General features: G+C 36.1%; 14 protein-coding genes and 1 tRNA gene. 7 read left to right on the top strand and 8 right to left on the bottom strand.

All coding sequences use genetic code 11. The features are described from left to right. Window positions 1-93 precede the first annotated feature (93 nt). Together G9H60_RS00990 and rhaT are read right to left on the bottom strand one after the other, a co-directional pair. Window positions 94-1,125 carry a GntR family transcriptional regulator gene (locus tag G9H60_RS00990; RefSeq protein ID WP_262899911.1) on the bottom strand — a complete coding sequence of 344 codons (1,032 nt, stop codon included), beginning with the start codon at window positions 1,123-1,125 and terminating at the stop codon, window positions 94-96. After that, the gene (gene rhaT, locus G9H60_RS00985; protein ID WP_223142256.1) at window positions 1,126-2,175 is read right to left on the bottom strand and encodes an L-rhamnose/proton symporter RhaT; all 1,050 of its coding nucleotides are present in this window, start codon (window positions 2,173-2,175) and stop codon (window positions 1,126-1,128) included. It lies immediately after the preceding gene. Window positions 2,176-2,390: 215 nt separating this feature from the next. Between rhaT and G9H60_RS00980 the strand changes: the two genes are divergently transcribed. Further along, on the top strand, window positions 2,391-4,496 hold the full coding sequence (locus G9H60_RS00980) for an outer membrane protein assembly factor BamB family protein (RefSeq protein ID WP_223142255.1): 2,106 nt from the start codon (window positions 2,391-2,393) through the stop codon (window positions 4,494-4,496). 7 nt (window positions 4,497-4,503) lie between these two features. Here the strand turns inward: G9H60_RS00980 and G9H60_RS00975 are convergent, their stop codons facing one another. Further along, a complete protein-coding gene (locus G9H60_RS00975; RefSeq protein WP_223142254.1) occupies window positions 4,504-5,817 on the bottom strand; it encodes an FAD-binding protein in 1,314 nt (437 codons plus the stop codon). A 119-nt stretch (window positions 5,818-5,936) separates the two neighbouring features. Beyond that, a tRNA-Ile gene (locus G9H60_RS00970) sits at window positions 5,937-6,010 on the bottom strand. 116 nt (window positions 6,011-6,126) lie between these two features. Here G9H60_RS00970 and G9H60_RS00965 point away from each other — a divergent pair. From G9H60_RS00965 to G9H60_RS00940, 6 genes are read left to right on the top strand one after another with little or no spacing between them, the layout of a single operon-like run. Further along, window positions 6,127-6,840 (top strand): DUF1003 domain-containing protein, encoded by a 714-nt coding sequence (locus tag G9H60_RS00965; RefSeq protein ID WP_262899910.1) that lies wholly within the window; start codon window positions 6,127-6,129, stop codon window positions 6,838-6,840. Window positions 6,841-6,843: 3 nt separating this feature from the next. Then, window positions 6,844-8,088: an HD domain-containing protein gene (locus G9H60_RS00960; protein WP_223142253.1), complete on the top strand. Its 1,245-nt coding sequence runs from the start codon at window positions 6,844-6,846 to the stop codon at window positions 8,086-8,088. Window positions 8,089-8,134: 46 nt separating this feature from the next. Then, on the top strand, window positions 8,135-9,157 hold the full coding sequence (lpxD, locus tag G9H60_RS00955) for a UDP-3-O-(3-hydroxymyristoyl)glucosamine N-acyltransferase (RefSeq protein WP_223142252.1): 1,023 nt from the start codon (window positions 8,135-8,137) through the stop codon (window positions 9,155-9,157). Window positions 9,158-9,174: 17 nt separating this feature from the next. Further along, on the top strand, window positions 9,175-10,569 hold the full coding sequence (locus G9H60_RS00950) for a bifunctional UDP-3-O-[3-hydroxymyristoyl] N-acetylglucosamine deacetylase/3-hydroxyacyl-ACP dehydratase (protein ID WP_109322855.1): 1,395 nt from the start codon (window positions 9,175-9,177) through the stop codon (window positions 10,567-10,569). An 8-nt stretch (window positions 10,570-10,577) separates the two neighbouring features. Continuing rightward, complete coding sequence (lpxA, locus tag G9H60_RS00945) at window positions 10,578-11,348, top strand: acyl-ACP--UDP-N-acetylglucosamine O-acyltransferase (RefSeq protein WP_223142251.1); 771 nt, start codon at window positions 10,578-10,580, stop codon at window positions 11,346-11,348. Between the two features lie 11 nt (window positions 11,349-11,359). Continuing rightward, the gene (locus G9H60_RS00940) at window positions 11,360-11,977 is read left to right on the top strand and encodes an ABC transporter ATP-binding protein (protein ID WP_223142250.1); all 618 of its coding nucleotides are present in this window, start codon (window positions 11,360-11,362) and stop codon (window positions 11,975-11,977) included. On the opposite strand, the gene G9H60_RS00935 is transcribed toward G9H60_RS00940, so the two are convergent. From G9H60_RS00935 to G9H60_RS00920, 4 genes are read right to left on the bottom strand one after another with little or no spacing between them, the layout of a single operon-like run. Beyond that, entirely contained in the window at window positions 11,963-12,688 is a 726-nt protein-coding gene (locus G9H60_RS00935; protein ID WP_223142249.1) for an ABC transporter permease, read from the bottom strand. The genes G9H60_RS00940 and G9H60_RS00935 overlap by 15 nt on opposite strands. Window positions 12,689-12,694: 6 nt before the next feature. After that, entirely contained in the window at window positions 12,695-13,240 is a 546-nt protein-coding gene (locus G9H60_RS00930; RefSeq protein WP_223142248.1) for a DUF4199 domain-containing protein, read from the bottom strand. Window positions 13,241-13,244: 4 nt separating this feature from the next. Further along, on the bottom strand, window positions 13,245-13,766 hold the full coding sequence (locus G9H60_RS00925; protein WP_223142247.1) for a hypothetical protein: 522 nt from the start codon (window positions 13,764-13,766) through the stop codon (window positions 13,245-13,247). A gap of 1 nt (window position 13,767) precedes the next feature. Next, a complete protein-coding gene (locus tag G9H60_RS00920) occupies window positions 13,768-15,051 on the bottom strand; it encodes a dihydroorotase (protein WP_223142246.1) in 1,284 nt (427 codons plus the stop codon). Between the last annotated feature and the right edge of the window lie 10 nt (window positions 15,052-15,061).

The following is a 15,061-nucleotide window of genomic DNA, read 5'->3' as shown; positions in this document are numbered from 1 at the left end:
TCAAGCTACAAAAATGCTACTTTTTTCAGGAAGTTCAAAGGTTTAATTGCTCAAAAACCGAGTTTTGCCATATAAAATTTGGCAAGAGGGGTCCTATAAAGATGCTCTCGAAATCAGGCAGAAGGGATTTTCAATATGTACCTTGGAATTCGTTTTGATTAATTCAGCAGCAGTCCGCCCCAATTGTGCAAAATCAGTTGATATGGTACTAATCCCTTTAAACAACAACCTTTTTAATGGTGTTTCATTATAGGAAATCAATCCTACATCCTCTCCAAGAATTAATTCCTTTTCTAATATTTTTTCCAACAACATAATCAAATCATCCTCCATGACATTAATATAAGCTTCACCAACGGCAGGAGTTATGGCACTAGCAGAAGATACAATCTCCATATCAAAGGCAAAATCACGACAAAAATTCGTAAAGCCTGTCACAATTTCCTGAGGATAATAGGACGTATTAGGGAAGATCATTTTTAATACATGGTATTTACTCAAATCATCCTTGGCTTGAATCAAGGCTGAATAAATATCTTTTTCAAAATTTTCATACACTGCCCCAAAATTCCCTTGTATACCCGGTAACAACTTATCCAATAAAATCAATTTCTCTTTAGGCAACTGATTTATCAATTCCCTAGCACTTTGTTCTCCTTCCATAAAATGGGGAATAATCACAATGTGGGAGTAATCTCGATCTCTGGACTGAATTATCTTTTTAAATAAATTGAAGTCGTTATTGTAGATGTAAAAATCAATGGTGGCATTTTCCCCCATCGCTTCTACAAAGGAATCATAGACCAATTTCTTGTGACCACTTAACTTATTGAATAAAAGGAAAATGCGGAAATCTACGGGTAGCTTATCGATTTTTATAAAAAAGCCTTTACCGCGAACCGAATCTATTACTCCTTTGGATTTCAAATAGTTATACCCCTTCTCAACAGTAATTCTGGAGATATAATATTCAAAACTAACTTCATTAATCGATGGTAAACTTTCTCCTTTCTTAATCCGCTTATTTCTAATTCCTTCGATGATGGAATTGGCCAACTGCTGGTATTTAGGAGTCGATGAAAACTCATCGATATGGATGACATCAAGAATATTTGAATGACTCATTTATAAAGAATTACCGATACCAACAATGATAACAGATACCAAAATTACAACAATTCCAGCCATTACTGTCCTTAATGTCTGCTTTGAAACTCCTTTCCATTCTTTGAAATACAATCCCCAAAAGTTAGAAGTTAAAATAATGGTCGCCATGTGTAGGATCCATGAACTAGCCCCATTGCCCAATTTACTTTCACCCATCCCGTAAAAAAAGAATTGAAGAAACCAGGTAGTTCCTGCTACGGCAGCAAAAGTATAATTTCTACGTAAAGGAGATTCGGTATTCAAATAATCTCCAAAGGATTTATTGGTATAATTTAAATACATACACCAAATAAAATTAGTAGTAAATCCTCCCCACAATACCACAATAAAAATGACATTGTTCTGAAAAAGAGGATCGCATCCCTTTATAATAGCTTCATTAGCCATTAATTTTCCTGCTTCAATACCAAAATTAAAACATGCACTTAATAAGCCAGAAATAGTGGCTACAATTAAGCCTTTAACCAAATTAAACTCTTTAATACTTTCTTTCTTCTGCTCATCGGATAGTTCATTTTCCTTCATCATACCAGCTTTACCACATAGGTAAATACCAAAGATGCACACCACAATGCCCAATAGAACCAATCTACCTCCAGTACTACCCGCAATTTGAGAAAAAGTGATACCCTCCATACCTGAAAATTCACGATAAATAGGAGGAACCAAAGCGCCAAAAATACTGCATAAACTTAAAGCAATAGACATCCCAAGGGACATCCCTAAATATCGCATGGCCAAACCAAAGGTTAATCCTCCAATTCCCCACAATACACCAAATGCATATGTCCAGAATAAGGTACTTGAGTTTGCTTGTTGGATAATCTGCATGAAATCAGGGATAGTTAAATATGCCGCCACAAAAGGCACCAATATCCATGAAAATACCCCTCCTACTATCCAAGCACTTTCCCATGACCATACCTCTATCTTGCGATAAGGAATATAAAAACTACCTGAAGCAAAGCCCCCCAAACTGTGAAACAACAATCCTAATAATGAACCCATTTGATATTTTAATTTTTTAATTTGAATAATAACTTCCAAAGCAGAATATGATACTTTTCTAATCTAAAAAACAATCAACGAGTGTCATATTAAACCACTAAATCAACCATCTAAGGAATATTACCCTAAAATTGGCTTGCTAATGTAGCAGAAGAATTGATAAAAACAATTCAAGGCAGGCTAATGAAAGTACTATTTATTATTAAATTAAGCCTATGAAAAGTAAAATTCTCCTTCTATCAGCCATAGCTTGTTTGCTTGTATTCATAGGCAGTTCATTTTTAACAGTACCATCAAACGAAGACTGGCCCTCCTATTTAGGTGGCTCAGATCGGAATCATTATTCCACATTGAATCAGATAACATTAGAAAATGTAAACGAACTAAAAATAGCATGGACATACGCGAGTGGTGATTCTGCTCATATTCAAGCGAATCCTATCATCATCCAAGGAATACTCTATAGTGTGAATGCCTCCGTTCAAGCCTTTGCATTGGATGCTGCTTCTGGTAAAGAAATTTGGCGATTTGGAGATCCTTTAAAAAACTGGGCAAGTACGAGTCGTGGAGTTTCCTATTGGACAGATGGAAAAGATTCTAGAATATTATATACGGCAGGGCCCAATTTGTGGGCATTGGATGCCAAAACAGGTAAACCTGTTTTATCCTTTGGACAAGGAGGTAAAATCGATTTACATACTGGTCTTCCTGAAATTGCCCAAAATAAATTTATAGTTTCTAATACTCCGGGTAGTATTTACCAAGATTTAATCATCATGCCACTCCGACTATCTGAAGGAGAAGATGCGGCTCCTGGTGACATACGAGCCTTTAATGTAAAAACAGGAAAATTAGTTTGGACCTTCCATACGATTCCATATCCTGGAGAATTTGGATATAAAACATTCCCCAAAGATGCATATAAAAACACTTATGTAGGTGCTGCGAACAATTGGGCAGGAATGGCCGTTGATGAAAAAAGAGGCATTATTTTTGTTCCAACGGGCTCAGCAGGATATGATTTTTGGGGAGGAAATAGACCAGGAAGTAACCTATTTGCTAATTGTTTAATTGCTTTGGATGCTAAAACTGGAAAACGATTATGGCATTTTCAAACCACTCACCACGATTTATGGGATCGGGATTTACCTGCACCTCCCAATTTAATTCGAGTAAAGCATCAAGGGAAATACATCGATGCTGTAGCTCAAATCTCAAAACAAGGTTTTGTATTCTTATTCAATAGAAGCACTGGGAAACCTTTATTTCCTATTACGGAAAAGAAAGTATCCACTCAAGGTTTGCCAGGAGAAAAGCCTTGGGGCACCCAACCATTTCCTAGTAAACCAGCTCCTTATGCTCGACAGTCATATGAAATTAGCCATTTAGATGTTAGTCCATATGCTGAAAACAAAGATGAATTAATTCAACAACTTAAGAAATTTAAAAAAGACTTCTATGCCCCACCTAGTGAAGTCGGGACACTCATACTTCCAGGATTTGACGGAGGTGGAGAATGGGGTGGTGCGGCGGCAGATCCAGAAAATGGGATTATATACATCAATAGCAATGAAATGCCTTGGGTTCAAAAAATGGAAAATCAATCAGAAAAGGAAAAACTAAAAATAAGTAATGCCAAAAGACTTTATCAGAATTATTGTCAAAGTTGTCATGGACCAGAATTGAAAGGAAATAGCCTAAGTGGTTATCCTTCTTTAATGGATATTTTTAAAAGAAGGGATAAAGTATTTGTTAAACAAATCATTCAACAAGGAAAAGGCATGATGCCAGGATTTACTCAATTAAAAAACAATGAGATCGAATCTATTTTAACTTACTTAGGACATGAGGATAAGCAAGAAGTCAGTAGTCAAAATTCCAGTCAGAAAGTTAAAATTCCATATCGAATGACAGGATATAATAAATTTTTGGATGTTAATGGAAGGCCAGGGATTAAACCGCCCTGGGGTACATTAAATGCCATTGATCTGAATACAGGGGAATATTTATGGAAAATTCCATTAGGTGAAGATATAGAATTAGCTAAAAAAGGTATAAAAAATACAGGAACAGAAAATTACGGAGGGCCACTTTTAACTTCCAATGGATTACTTTTTATTGGAGCTACTAAAGACGGAAAATTCAGGGCATTTGAATCAAAAACAGGTAAACTGGTATGGGAAACCAATTTACCTGCTGCTGGATTTGCTACACCTTCTACTTACATGGTTCAAGGAAAGCAATTCATTGTAATTGCTTGTGGAGGAACAAAATTAGGAACACCTAAAAACAACCAGTATGTGGCCTTTGCTCTTCCGTAGTGTAAACCTATAAATTTCGATTCAAAAACTCATTGCGGCAACGCCCTTGAGGATCTAAGCGTTTGGCTAAGGCTTGAAAATCTTTGAATTTGGGATATCTAGCTTGTAATTTTTTAGGACTCATGGTGAATAGTTTTCCCCAATGAGGCTTCACCTCGAAGGGTTCTAATGCCGCTTCAATTTTTGGTAAAACGGCTAAGACATTTTTGGTATCAGGCTTCCATGTAAAATGAATTGCTATCATATCTTGTTGATAAGCAGGACTTAACCATAATTCGTCAGCGGCAATACTTCTAATTTCAGTTACAAATAAATAAGGAACAAAAATAGAATGTATCGCTTCCACGGCCATAATGGCCTGATAAGCAAACTTCCTAGGTACAAAATATTCCGCTTGTAATTCAGCACCATTACTCGGAGTAAAACCCATTTTAAAATGAGGTAAGCGTTCATACCATGGACCCGATATCCCCATTTGGTCAGTACAATTTATGGGGGAATTAATTTTTATAGGATGCAAATGAGAGGTAGCAGCGGTAGCTCCAAAATATTCTTTCACTGGGTGAATGTTTTTCGCATCGGACCGTTTCTTAATCCACAATTGGTTGATGTTCTTATTTTCCCAATGTGTAAACATACTTACGGAATATCCTTCTTGATAAATTTCATTAAAATGATCCTTCAATTGATTCATCGACAAATTTTCAAACACAAACTGACTTACCTCAAATTTGGGTTGAATGGCTAAAGCCATTTTAGTAACAATTCCTAAAGCACCCAGATTCACAACGACGCCATTAAAATCAGGGTGTCCTTGCTCCCATCTTTCTATTGTTCCATCGGACTTCATCAATTCTATTCCACGAACCGCCGAAGAAAGGTTACCATTCTTGTCGCCTGATCCATGAGTGGCTGTCGCACAAGCTCCAGCTACTGAAATATGGGGCAAAGATGCCAAATTATGTAATGCAAAGCCCTCTTTATCCAAAAGCAATCCCAACGTTCCATACTTAATTCCTGATTCAACCCAAACCCACATCTTTTGACGGTCAATGGATAATAGTTTATCCAATTTTGAAGTAGAAATCAGTGTATCTGTTGAATTAGCAATGGTATTAAATGAATGTTTAGAGCCTAAAGCTTTGGGTTGCTTAGCTGCTAACACTTCTTTTCTTAATTCTTCAATGCTTGTAGGGTATACTATTTTTTTTGCTGAATAAGTCAAATTACCAGCCCAATTGGTTTCGGAAGTATTGGGAATGTGAAGCTGACTGGCCATAAAAAGGATGCTGGATTGCTTTATAAATTCTTGACGGTTCATTTGTAAATATTTATTGTTCTATAATTTCACGGTATATTACAAATAAATATCGCATAAAACCTTTTAATCAACAAAAAAAAGCAATACCTCTTTTCCAAGATATTGCTTTTTACATGGGGTGGACCAGCATGGGCTCGAACCATGGACCCCCTGATTATGAGTCAGATGCTCTAACCAACTGAGCTACAAGTCCGCATTGAATTGCTTCAACGAGCTGCAAAATTAAATAATCAAGAGCTTTTTAACTAATTTCCTTTATAAATTTATAATTTAAGGTTTAATCTAGCTTTTGACTTCCAAATCAAAAAAATGAAAACGAAAACTTTCATTAGCGACTTATCCATGAAAATTTACCCCATCGCTGAGATGGTCAATGGGAGTAATATTCAAGAGGGAATCTTGCAATTAATACAAAGGGATTATCCGAATTTTAAATCTGAGAGTAATTTAGCTTTAACAGAATTAAATATATTTCGACAAATTTATTTGTCTGATTTTCTAAAAAAAGAAACAGGAGATTTAACAGCATTAGAACAAGTAGTATTAAAAAATGAAGCAGATCATCGATTGATTACTCAAGCGGTGGATATGGAGGACTTTGGTGATTTAACCATGGGTCAAAAAATTGCAGATAAAGTAGCTTCATTTGGTGGAAGTTGGCGTTTTATCATTTCCTTCTTTGTATTTTTAGCCCTTTGGATCTTGGCCAATGTATATTGGTTTCTCAACAAAGGTTTTGATCCCTACCCTTTTATTCTATTAAATCTTATCTTATCCTGCATAGCCTCTTTGCAAGCACCTGTGATTATGATGAGCCAAAATAGACAAGAAGAAAGAGACAGAGAAAGATCAAAAAAAGATTATTTAATCAATTTAAAGTCTGAATTGGAAATCAGGTTATTGAATGAAAAAATAGATCATTTAATGACCCACCAACAACAAGAATTACTAGAAATACAAAATATCCAAGTTGAGATGCTCAATGAAATAACCAATTTGGTAAAAGATAAGAAAGTCCGCTAAACTATGTACCCTACTAAAATTATCAATGACCCGATTTATGGATTCATCAAAATCAATAATCCATTCATTTTAAAACTCATTGATCATCCATATTTCCAGCGATTAAAACGCATTAAACAATTAGGATTAGCCGAATTTGTTTATCCTGGAGCACATCATACACGATTTCATCATGCTTTGGGAGCCATGCATTTAATGGACCAAGCTTTAAATAATTTACAAGCTAAAGGTTATCCTATTTCAGATGAAGAAAGAGAAGCTGCTGAAATAGCTATTTTATTGCACGACATCGGCCATGGACCATTTTCGCATGTCTTGGAATATACCTTATTAGAAAATGTCCATCATGAGGCTATTTCTCAATTATTAATGGCTACCCTAAATAAACATTTCGATGGTAAGCTCGATTTAGCTATTCAAATGTTTTCTGATAAATATCACCGTCCCTTCTTTCATCAATTGATTTCGAGTCAATTGGATGTCGATCGCTTGGATTATTTAAGTCGTGATTCCTTTTATACAGGAGTAAGAGAAGGCTTCATCGGTTCAGAAAGATTATTATCCATGCTGGATTTAGTCAATGAAAGGCTCGTTTTGGAAGAAAAGGGAATATATTCAATAGAGAACTTCTTAATGGCTAGAAGACTCATGTATTGGCAAGTTTATTTACACAAAACGGCCATTGCAGCAGAAAGCATGTTGATACAAATATTACGACGAGCTAAATATTTGATTAATTCTGGAGTACAATTAGATTGCTCTACACCCTTATTTACCTTTTTAAGTAAAATCTATACTTGGGAAGAATTTTCAATGAGAGAATCTCTCCTAGTGGCCTTTACTGATTTGGATGACCATGATGTATGGGCAGCTATAAAAAGCTGGAAATCAGCAGAAGACATTATCTTAAAAAACCTTTGTCAGCAATTCTTAACTAGAAAATTATTTACTTGTAAACTAGGAAGTCAACCTATTCCAAGAACTAAAAAATTGGAAATTGAACAAATGATTCAAAAAACATTAGGCATCAGTGCAGACGAAGTCGGATATTTTGTGGTGGATGGCTCCACGAGTAATGCAGCCTACATTCAAGGAGACAATACCATCAAAATGGTCGATAAACAAGGTCAGGTTGTCGAGTTACTTGAAGCATCTGACTTACCGACCATCCAAGCATTGAGTAAGATTGTAAAAAAATACTATTTTTGTTGCCCAAAGAGCGTATATTTGCAAGGCGAATTACGTTGATTGCGTACCTAATTCCATTATTACCTGAAAATCAATTCATCCCTGCATGAAATTTACTGTTGATCAAATTGCCGGACTAATTCATGGAACAGTAGATGGGAATGGAGCTGATATTATTTCAGATTTCAGTAAAATAGAAGAAGGCAAAGCAGGTACCATATCATTTTTAGCCAATCCCAAATACGAGGCATTTTTGTATGATTCTAAGGCCACAGCCATTATCATTTCAAAAGATCAAATACTCAAAAAGAAACCATTAGCTACCTTAATTCGTGTGGCTAACCCCTATCTATCATTTACTGTATTATTACAAAAATACCAGGAAATGATGGCATCCAACGAAACAGGAATACAACAACCTTCTTTCATTGATTCAAGTGCTACCTTAGGTGAAAATCTATTTATTGGCACTTTTACTAGCATCAATCGCAATGCCAAAATTGGTTCGGGAAGCCGAATTATGAATAATGTAAGTATTGGCGTAAACGTCGAAATCGGCGAAAACTGTCTCATTTATCCGGGTGTAATTCTTTATGCTGACACCAAAATCGGAAACAACTGCATCATACACGCCAATGCGGTAATTGGATCAGATGGCTTTGGCTTTGCTCCTCAGCCAGATGGCACATTTACTAGTATTCCTCAATTAGGAAATGTAGTAATTGAAGACCACGTAAGTATTGGCGCCAATACCACCATTGATCGTGCCACCATGGGATCCACCAAGATTGGGAAAGGCTCTAAAATAGACAATTTAGTACAAATCGCTCACAATGTTGAGGTAGGCCAAAATACGGCCATAGCCGCCCAAGTGGGTGTTTCAGGATCCACTAAAATTGGAGATCATTGTTTAATTGGTGGTCAAGTTGGCGTAGCAGGACATATTAGTATTGCCTCCCACACCATTGTTACAGCTCAATCAGGAGTTACGAAAACAGTTAAAACACCTGGACAAACACTTGGAGGCACACCAGCGTCCCCTAATGTAGATTATTTAAAAAGAAATGCACTTATTCGTCAATTACCTGACTTGTTTGAAAAAATCAATCAAACAATGAAAGTTGAGTAAATGGACATTAGATTCGTATGAACAATAAGCAACACACCATTAGTAAATCAGTCACTCTAAGCGGAGTGGGTCTTCATACTGGCGTAACAGCCACTATGACTTTTTTACCAGCACCAGCCAATCACGGGATCAAGTTTCAACGTACTGATTTACCTGATCAACCCATTGCAGATGCTGATGTTGATTATGTTGTAGATACTTCTAGAGGCACTACCATAGAGCATAATGGTGCTCGTATCAACACTGTCGAGCACGTGTTAGCTGCGATGGTGGGTATGGAGATAGATAATATCTTAATTCAACTAGATGGTCCAGAACCTCCTATCATGGATGGTAGTTCCATCAAATTTGTAGAGGCATTAGAAGAAGCTATTCCTCTGGAACAAGAGGCTCATCGCAAATTCTTTGAACTTCCTGAAGAAATCAGATTCAAAGATTTAGATAAAGGTATTGAATTAGCAGCCCTCCCATTAAATGATTACCGAATAGCTGTTATGGTGGATTATAATTCCAAATTCCTATCCAGCCAACATGCCAATTTAACTCACGTATCTCAATTTAAAGAGCAATTTGCCATGTGCAGAACATTTTGTTTTGTGCATGAGTTAGAAGTTCTTTATAAAGCTGGTTTAATTCAAGGAGGAGATTTAAGTAATGCAATCGTGATTGCAGACCGCGATTATTCTGAAAAAGAATTATCTCATTTATCCGAAGTGTTGGGTAAACCTAAAGTAAGTATATCCAAGGAAGTAGGTATTTTAAACAATACCAACTTACATTACAATAATGAAATGGCTCGCCATAAATTATTGGATGTCATGGGAGATTTAGCCTTAGTAGGCAGACCTATAAAAGCGCAAATTTTAGCTTCTAGACCAGGACATGCTTCCAATGTAGAATTGGCCAAAAAGATCAAGAAGTTGATGTTAGAAACAGAGAAAAACAAAGTTCCTGTTTACGACCCTAAGCAACCTCCAATTTGTTCTCACGAACGTATTTATGAGTTATTACCTCACCGTTATCCATTCCAAATGATTGATAAAATCACTTATTTGGATGAGAATAGTGTAGTGGGTATCAAAAATGTTACCATGAATGAAAGCTATTTTATGGGCCATTTTCCTAACAACCCGGTTATGCCTGGTGTTATGCAAGTAGAAGCTATGGCTCAAACAGGTGGAATTTTGGTACTAAGCTCAGTACCTGATCCAGAAAACTATTGGCCTTATTTAGTTGGTATTGAAAATTGTCGCTTCAGAAAAAGTGTAATTCCTGGAGATACTGTTATCTTTCGATGTGAATTAATATCTCCGATTAGAAGAGGAATAGCTAAAATGACAGGAAAGGCTTATGTAGCTGGACAAGTTGTTTGCGAAGCTGAAATGACCGCTAGTTTAGTTAGAAAATCATAATTGTACCCATGACATATCCGCTTACACATATAGATCCATCCGCAAAAATTGGCCAAAATGTGACAATTGATCCATTTACCATGATACACGGAGATGTGGAAATCGGTGATGGAACATGGATTGGGTCCAATGTTACTATTTTTCCTGGTGCTCGAATTGGAAAAAATGTACGTATTTTTCCTGGAGCTGTAATTTCTGCCATCCCCCAAGATTTAAAATTTGGTGGTGAAAAAACCACAGCAGAAATAGGAGATAATACCACTATCCGTGAATGTGTCACCATAAACCGTGGAACGGTAGATAAAGACCGTACTGTAGTTGGTAAAAATTGCCTAATCATGGCATATGTACACATAGCGCATGATTGCCAAATTGCTGATAATTGTATTTTGGCCAATTCTGTACAAATGGCAGGACACGTAACTGTTGGAGAATATGCCATTATTGGCGGATCAACAGCCATACATCAATTTGCAAGTATCGGAAAGCACGTCATGATTTCGGGTGGTTCACTCGTGCGTAAAGATGTACCTCCTTACACCAAATCTGGTAGAGAACCGCTGACTTACGCTGGTATTAATTCCGTTGGTTTACGCAGAAGAAATTTTTCTGATGAACAAATCGCTGATATTCAAGAAATATATCGATATGTGTATCAAAAAGGCTTGAATATTCAAACAGCCTTAAGTGAAATAGAGGAACAAATAAGCCCATCTTCAGAAAGAGATGAGATACTTTCTTTTATTCGCAGCTCAGAACGCGGAATCATGAAAGGATAAGCCATCAATTCATGAAAATTCTTGCCGAACATGTTGAAAAAAAATTCCGTCAAGAATGGGTGGTTCGCTCCTTCTCTTATCTATTTGAATCTGGACAATCCTATGCTTTAACTGGCCCCAATGGTTCAGGAAAATCCACTCTGCTTCGTATTTTAGCGCAATACTCGCTACCCACCAAAGGACAAGTACAATTTCTTCAAGGTGAATCGACTCGCATTGAATCCGATCAATGTCATTCCTTAGTTGCTTATGCAGCTCCATACGTGGAATTAATTGAGGAATTTACCTTATCCGAACTTCTGAACTTTCTGATTCAATTAAAAGCTTTACCGAATCAATTAAACCTGCAAAATTTTCAGGAATACATCGAATTACAACCTGATAAATCAAAGTTCATCAAGAACTACTCTTCAGGCATGCGACAAAAAATAAAATTGGGCTTAGCGCTTTTGTCTGAAAAACCTTGTCTATTCTTAGACGAGCCTACGACTAATTTAGATGAAAAAGCTAAGAATTGGTTTTATCAAAAAATCAAGGAACAAAGTAATCGATTGATCATCATTGCTTCAAACGAAGCTGCTGAAATTGATTTATGTCAACATCGTATATCGATATTAGATTTTAAATAAATTTCGTTTTAAACGAAATAATAAAAGACCTAATACCACTAAATTAAAACCAGCAAAATAGGCTATATCAGCTAATCCAAGCACTCCTTTCGAAATATTCCTGTAATGAAAATTGAGGCTATATAAGTCAACATCAAGACTAGCAAAGAAAGGAATTAAAGCTAATTCTTGAGGACCTTGCCAAAAAACAAAATTGAAAGCAACACCTAAAACAAAAGCTAAGGCCTGTTTATTGGTTAAAGAAGAAGCTAAAGCACTTAAACACACAAAGGCTAATCCGAGTAAGCAAATGGAAATATAGCCTCCCAGAATCAACGTTGAATCATAGTTTGCCACAGGACTTCCTAAACTACTCAAAGAATACACAAAAAAGAGAGTTGGCACTAATGAAGTAAGAACCACTGCAAAGGTGCCAATTACTTTCCCCATCAAGATATCCCAATCAGAAACAGGCAATGAACGAAGTAAGTCATAAGTTTTCAATGCATATTCTTCGGAAAACAAACGCATACTCAAAGCTGGAATAAAGAATAAGAAAAACCAGGGGGCTAATTCAAAAAAAACACTCAATTCAGCAAATCCAAAATCCAAGACATTTCCTTCAAATACCCAAGTATACAGACCAGTTAGCATATAAAAAGCTAACATGAGCCCAAGGCCTATAAAGGAACTGAAAAATGAATGGTATTCTTTTTGAACTATTGCCCACATAAATTTTTACTCAAAAAATGGTTTTTCCTTCTTTAAAATAGCTGAAACAATTAAGCCTAATAAAAATAAGAATAAGGTCGACATCAAAACGATCAAAACAAATTGTACACCAGGCCCCATCATCATGGAGGAAACTTTCATGGCTTCTGAGATTTGACTTTCACTTAAGCCTTGCTCCTCCATCTTTTCACGTGCAATATCCAATTGTTTTTGAAGGACGGTTGGGTCAATGAAATTCAAATAAATATAATTGTAGGCGCCAGAAACCAAGCCCCAAATTGCACCCAATAAACTAGAAACACCTAAACCTTGGCTATATCCTAAAAAACCACCATTTTGCTCTCTAAATTCTTTCAGAGTAAGAAATAGAATAGATGTATCAATAACTAAAGTGGCTAAAAAAGTAATCCACCCAAGTGACTCAGAAAATTGATCTTCTAATCCAGTGTACTTGGTTAATAAAGTAAATAAAAAGCTTAGTGTCCCTCCAATTAATCCCCATTTTAAAGCTATTAGGGACGATGAAGGGGTAGATTCGGATTGATTTTCCATAGATTTAAGAACGTTTGTAGTATAATGAAATAAGTAGATTGGGTAAAAAAGATAAAGCTATTTTTTGAAAAAAGTCATCTTTGGCAATGCTAAAAGCATTAATCTGAGAAATACTATTTTTCAATTCTAAGTAATAATTTTGACCTTCCTGCTGAACTATAACCTTTTGATATTGAGATAGTTCCAACAAGTTTAATCGAATATATTCATTTAATAAATCTAAACCAGCACTTGATTGAAAAAACCAATGAAAAAAACTAAAACTTAATATACCAACGATGATGACAAAGGCATATTGATATACAAATAAATGCAAAAAATGTATGGATTGATTCCCCCTATGTTTCACACCTTTTTGAACTAAAAACCATTGAAAAAATAAGACAATCACATAGCTAGGAGCCTTTTTACCTCCAATTGGAATAATACCGTTTTGATCTAAAATATAGCAATAAACGAGGATCAATCCCAAAGCAAGTAAAGCCACTACAAGTAATTCGGGTAGTCGTTTTAGGTGTAAAAACATATTAAAAAGAGGTATAAAAAGTACCGTTTAACACGCCCACTATCTGATGATCAAATGTGTGATTTAAAAATGCAGAATTTTTAGATTTACTTACAATTTGAGATGCCTCATATTCTTGATTCTTAAGGGCGACCAAAACACCTTTAGAAGGGTTTCCTACAGCCAATTGGGCTGAATCTATACCCAACAATTTGGCTGGACCATGATGAATCCAAGTATCCACTGACTGAATATTTCTTAGTTTGGCAGCTTGTAAAAGGGCTGGCAACAAAGTTTCTAAACCAACTACGCCAAAACTTGCCTGGTCAAATTCGATTTCCTTCATTTCCACTTCTACTGGATGGTGATCTGATACAATAGCATCAATGGTTCCATCCACAAGACCCTTCCAAAGTGCATCCTGATCTTCTTGAGTTCTAAACGGAGGATTCACTTTCTTATTTGTATCAAAGTCTGAAACATCTGACTCTGTGAATATCAATTGGTGAATTGCCACATCAGCTGAAACGGGCAGACCTTCTTTTTTTGCTTGACGGATTAAATCTACCGATTCCTGACAAGAAAGGCAGGAAATATGAAGCTTAAATTCTTTATTTCCATTGCCAAAACTGTTGCTTTGTACATATCTCAATAAATCTAAGTCTCGCTTGATGGATAAAGTTTCAGCTAAAACGGGTATACCCTTTAAACCCATTAGGGTACTTTGAAGTCCTTCATGAATTTGTCCATACAGAGATAAACCTTCCGTATTGGGTCTAGTGACTAAAGTAACAGGTAAAGTTTGAAGATATTGCAAACATTTGACCATCAAATCCGTATTCTGTAATGACCCAGCACCGTGACTAAACCACTCCGCCCCTGCCTGATGTAAATCGTATAAATCGGTAAAGTTCTCTCCTTTGTTATCCAATGTTAATGGGGCAATTGGATAAAAAGAAACTTCGGTTGTTTGATTGGCAATAAATTGAATTGCTTCGGCTTGTTGCGGCACTGGATTACCTGTTGGTAAAAGCGCCATATCCAGAACCCCACCACGAATTGCCGCTGATTTTAGGGAATTCCAATCTTCCTTAAATTCCCCTCCTGGTAAAGTATGATGCACTCGAAGATCAATTACAGACGGATACCAACTCAAATTTTCACAATCAACTTGGGTATCAACAGAACTAGTAATTGAAGGAGCTAATTCCTTCCAAATTCCATTTTCTGCCAATAAATCAACTTTTTGTTGAAAATATGTGGAAGTACTATCTAAAATTAAAACGGACTTAAATAAAATGCGCATGGTTTTTGGT

It is taken from the genome of Aquirufa aurantiipilula (assembly GCF_019923745.1).
In the GTDB taxonomy this organism is placed as follows: domain Bacteria; phylum Bacteroidota; class Bacteroidia; order Cytophagales; family Spirosomataceae; genus Aquirufa; species Aquirufa aurantiipilula.
Note: the sequence above shows the minus strand (reverse complement) of the source record. Positions and strands in the feature narration are given on the sequence as shown.

Excerpts from the sequence above, each read along its gene's own strand:
- G9H60_RS00990 (WP_262899911.1), bottom strand. The coding sequence starts at position 1,125 with ATGAGTCATTCAAATATTCTTGATGTCATCCATATCGATGAGTTTTCA.
- rhaT (WP_223142256.1), bottom strand. The coding sequence starts at position 2,175 with ATGGGTTCATTATTAGGATTGTTGTTTCACAGTTTGGGGGGCTTTGCT.
- G9H60_RS00980 (WP_223142255.1), top strand. The coding sequence starts at position 2,391 with ATGAAAAGTAAAATTCTCCTTCTATCAGCCATAGCTTGTTTGCTTGTA.
- G9H60_RS00975 (WP_223142254.1), bottom strand. The coding sequence starts at position 5,817 with ATGAACCGTCAAGAATTTATAAAGCAATCCAGCATCCTTTTTATGGCC.
- G9H60_RS00965 (WP_262899910.1), top strand. The coding sequence starts at position 6,127 with ATGAAAACGAAAACTTTCATTAGCGACTTATCCATGAAAATTTACCCC.
- G9H60_RS00960 (WP_223142253.1), top strand. The coding sequence starts at position 6,844 with ATGTACCCTACTAAAATTATCAATGACCCGATTTATGGATTCATCAAA.
- lpxD (WP_223142252.1), top strand. The coding sequence starts at position 8,135 with ATGAAATTTACTGTTGATCAAATTGCCGGACTAATTCATGGAACAGTA.
- G9H60_RS00950 (WP_109322855.1), top strand. The coding sequence starts at position 9,175 with ATGAACAATAAGCAACACACCATTAGTAAATCAGTCACTCTAAGCGGA.
- lpxA (WP_223142251.1), top strand. The coding sequence starts at position 10,578 with ATGACATATCCGCTTACACATATAGATCCATCCGCAAAAATTGGCCAA.
- G9H60_RS00940 (WP_223142250.1), top strand. The coding sequence starts at position 11,360 with ATGAAAATTCTTGCCGAACATGTTGAAAAAAAATTCCGTCAAGAATGG.
- G9H60_RS00935 (WP_223142249.1), bottom strand. The coding sequence starts at position 12,688 with ATGTGGGCAATAGTTCAAAAAGAATACCATTCATTTTTCAGTTCCTTT.
- G9H60_RS00930 (WP_223142248.1), bottom strand. The coding sequence starts at position 13,240 with ATGGAAAATCAATCCGAATCTACCCCTTCATCGTCCCTAATAGCTTTA.
- G9H60_RS00925 (WP_223142247.1), bottom strand. The coding sequence starts at position 13,766 with ATGTTTTTACACCTAAAACGACTACCCGAATTACTTGTAGTGGCTTTA.
- G9H60_RS00920 (WP_223142246.1), bottom strand. The coding sequence starts at position 15,051 with ATGCGCATTTTATTTAAGTCCGTTTTAATTTTAGATAGTACTTCCACA.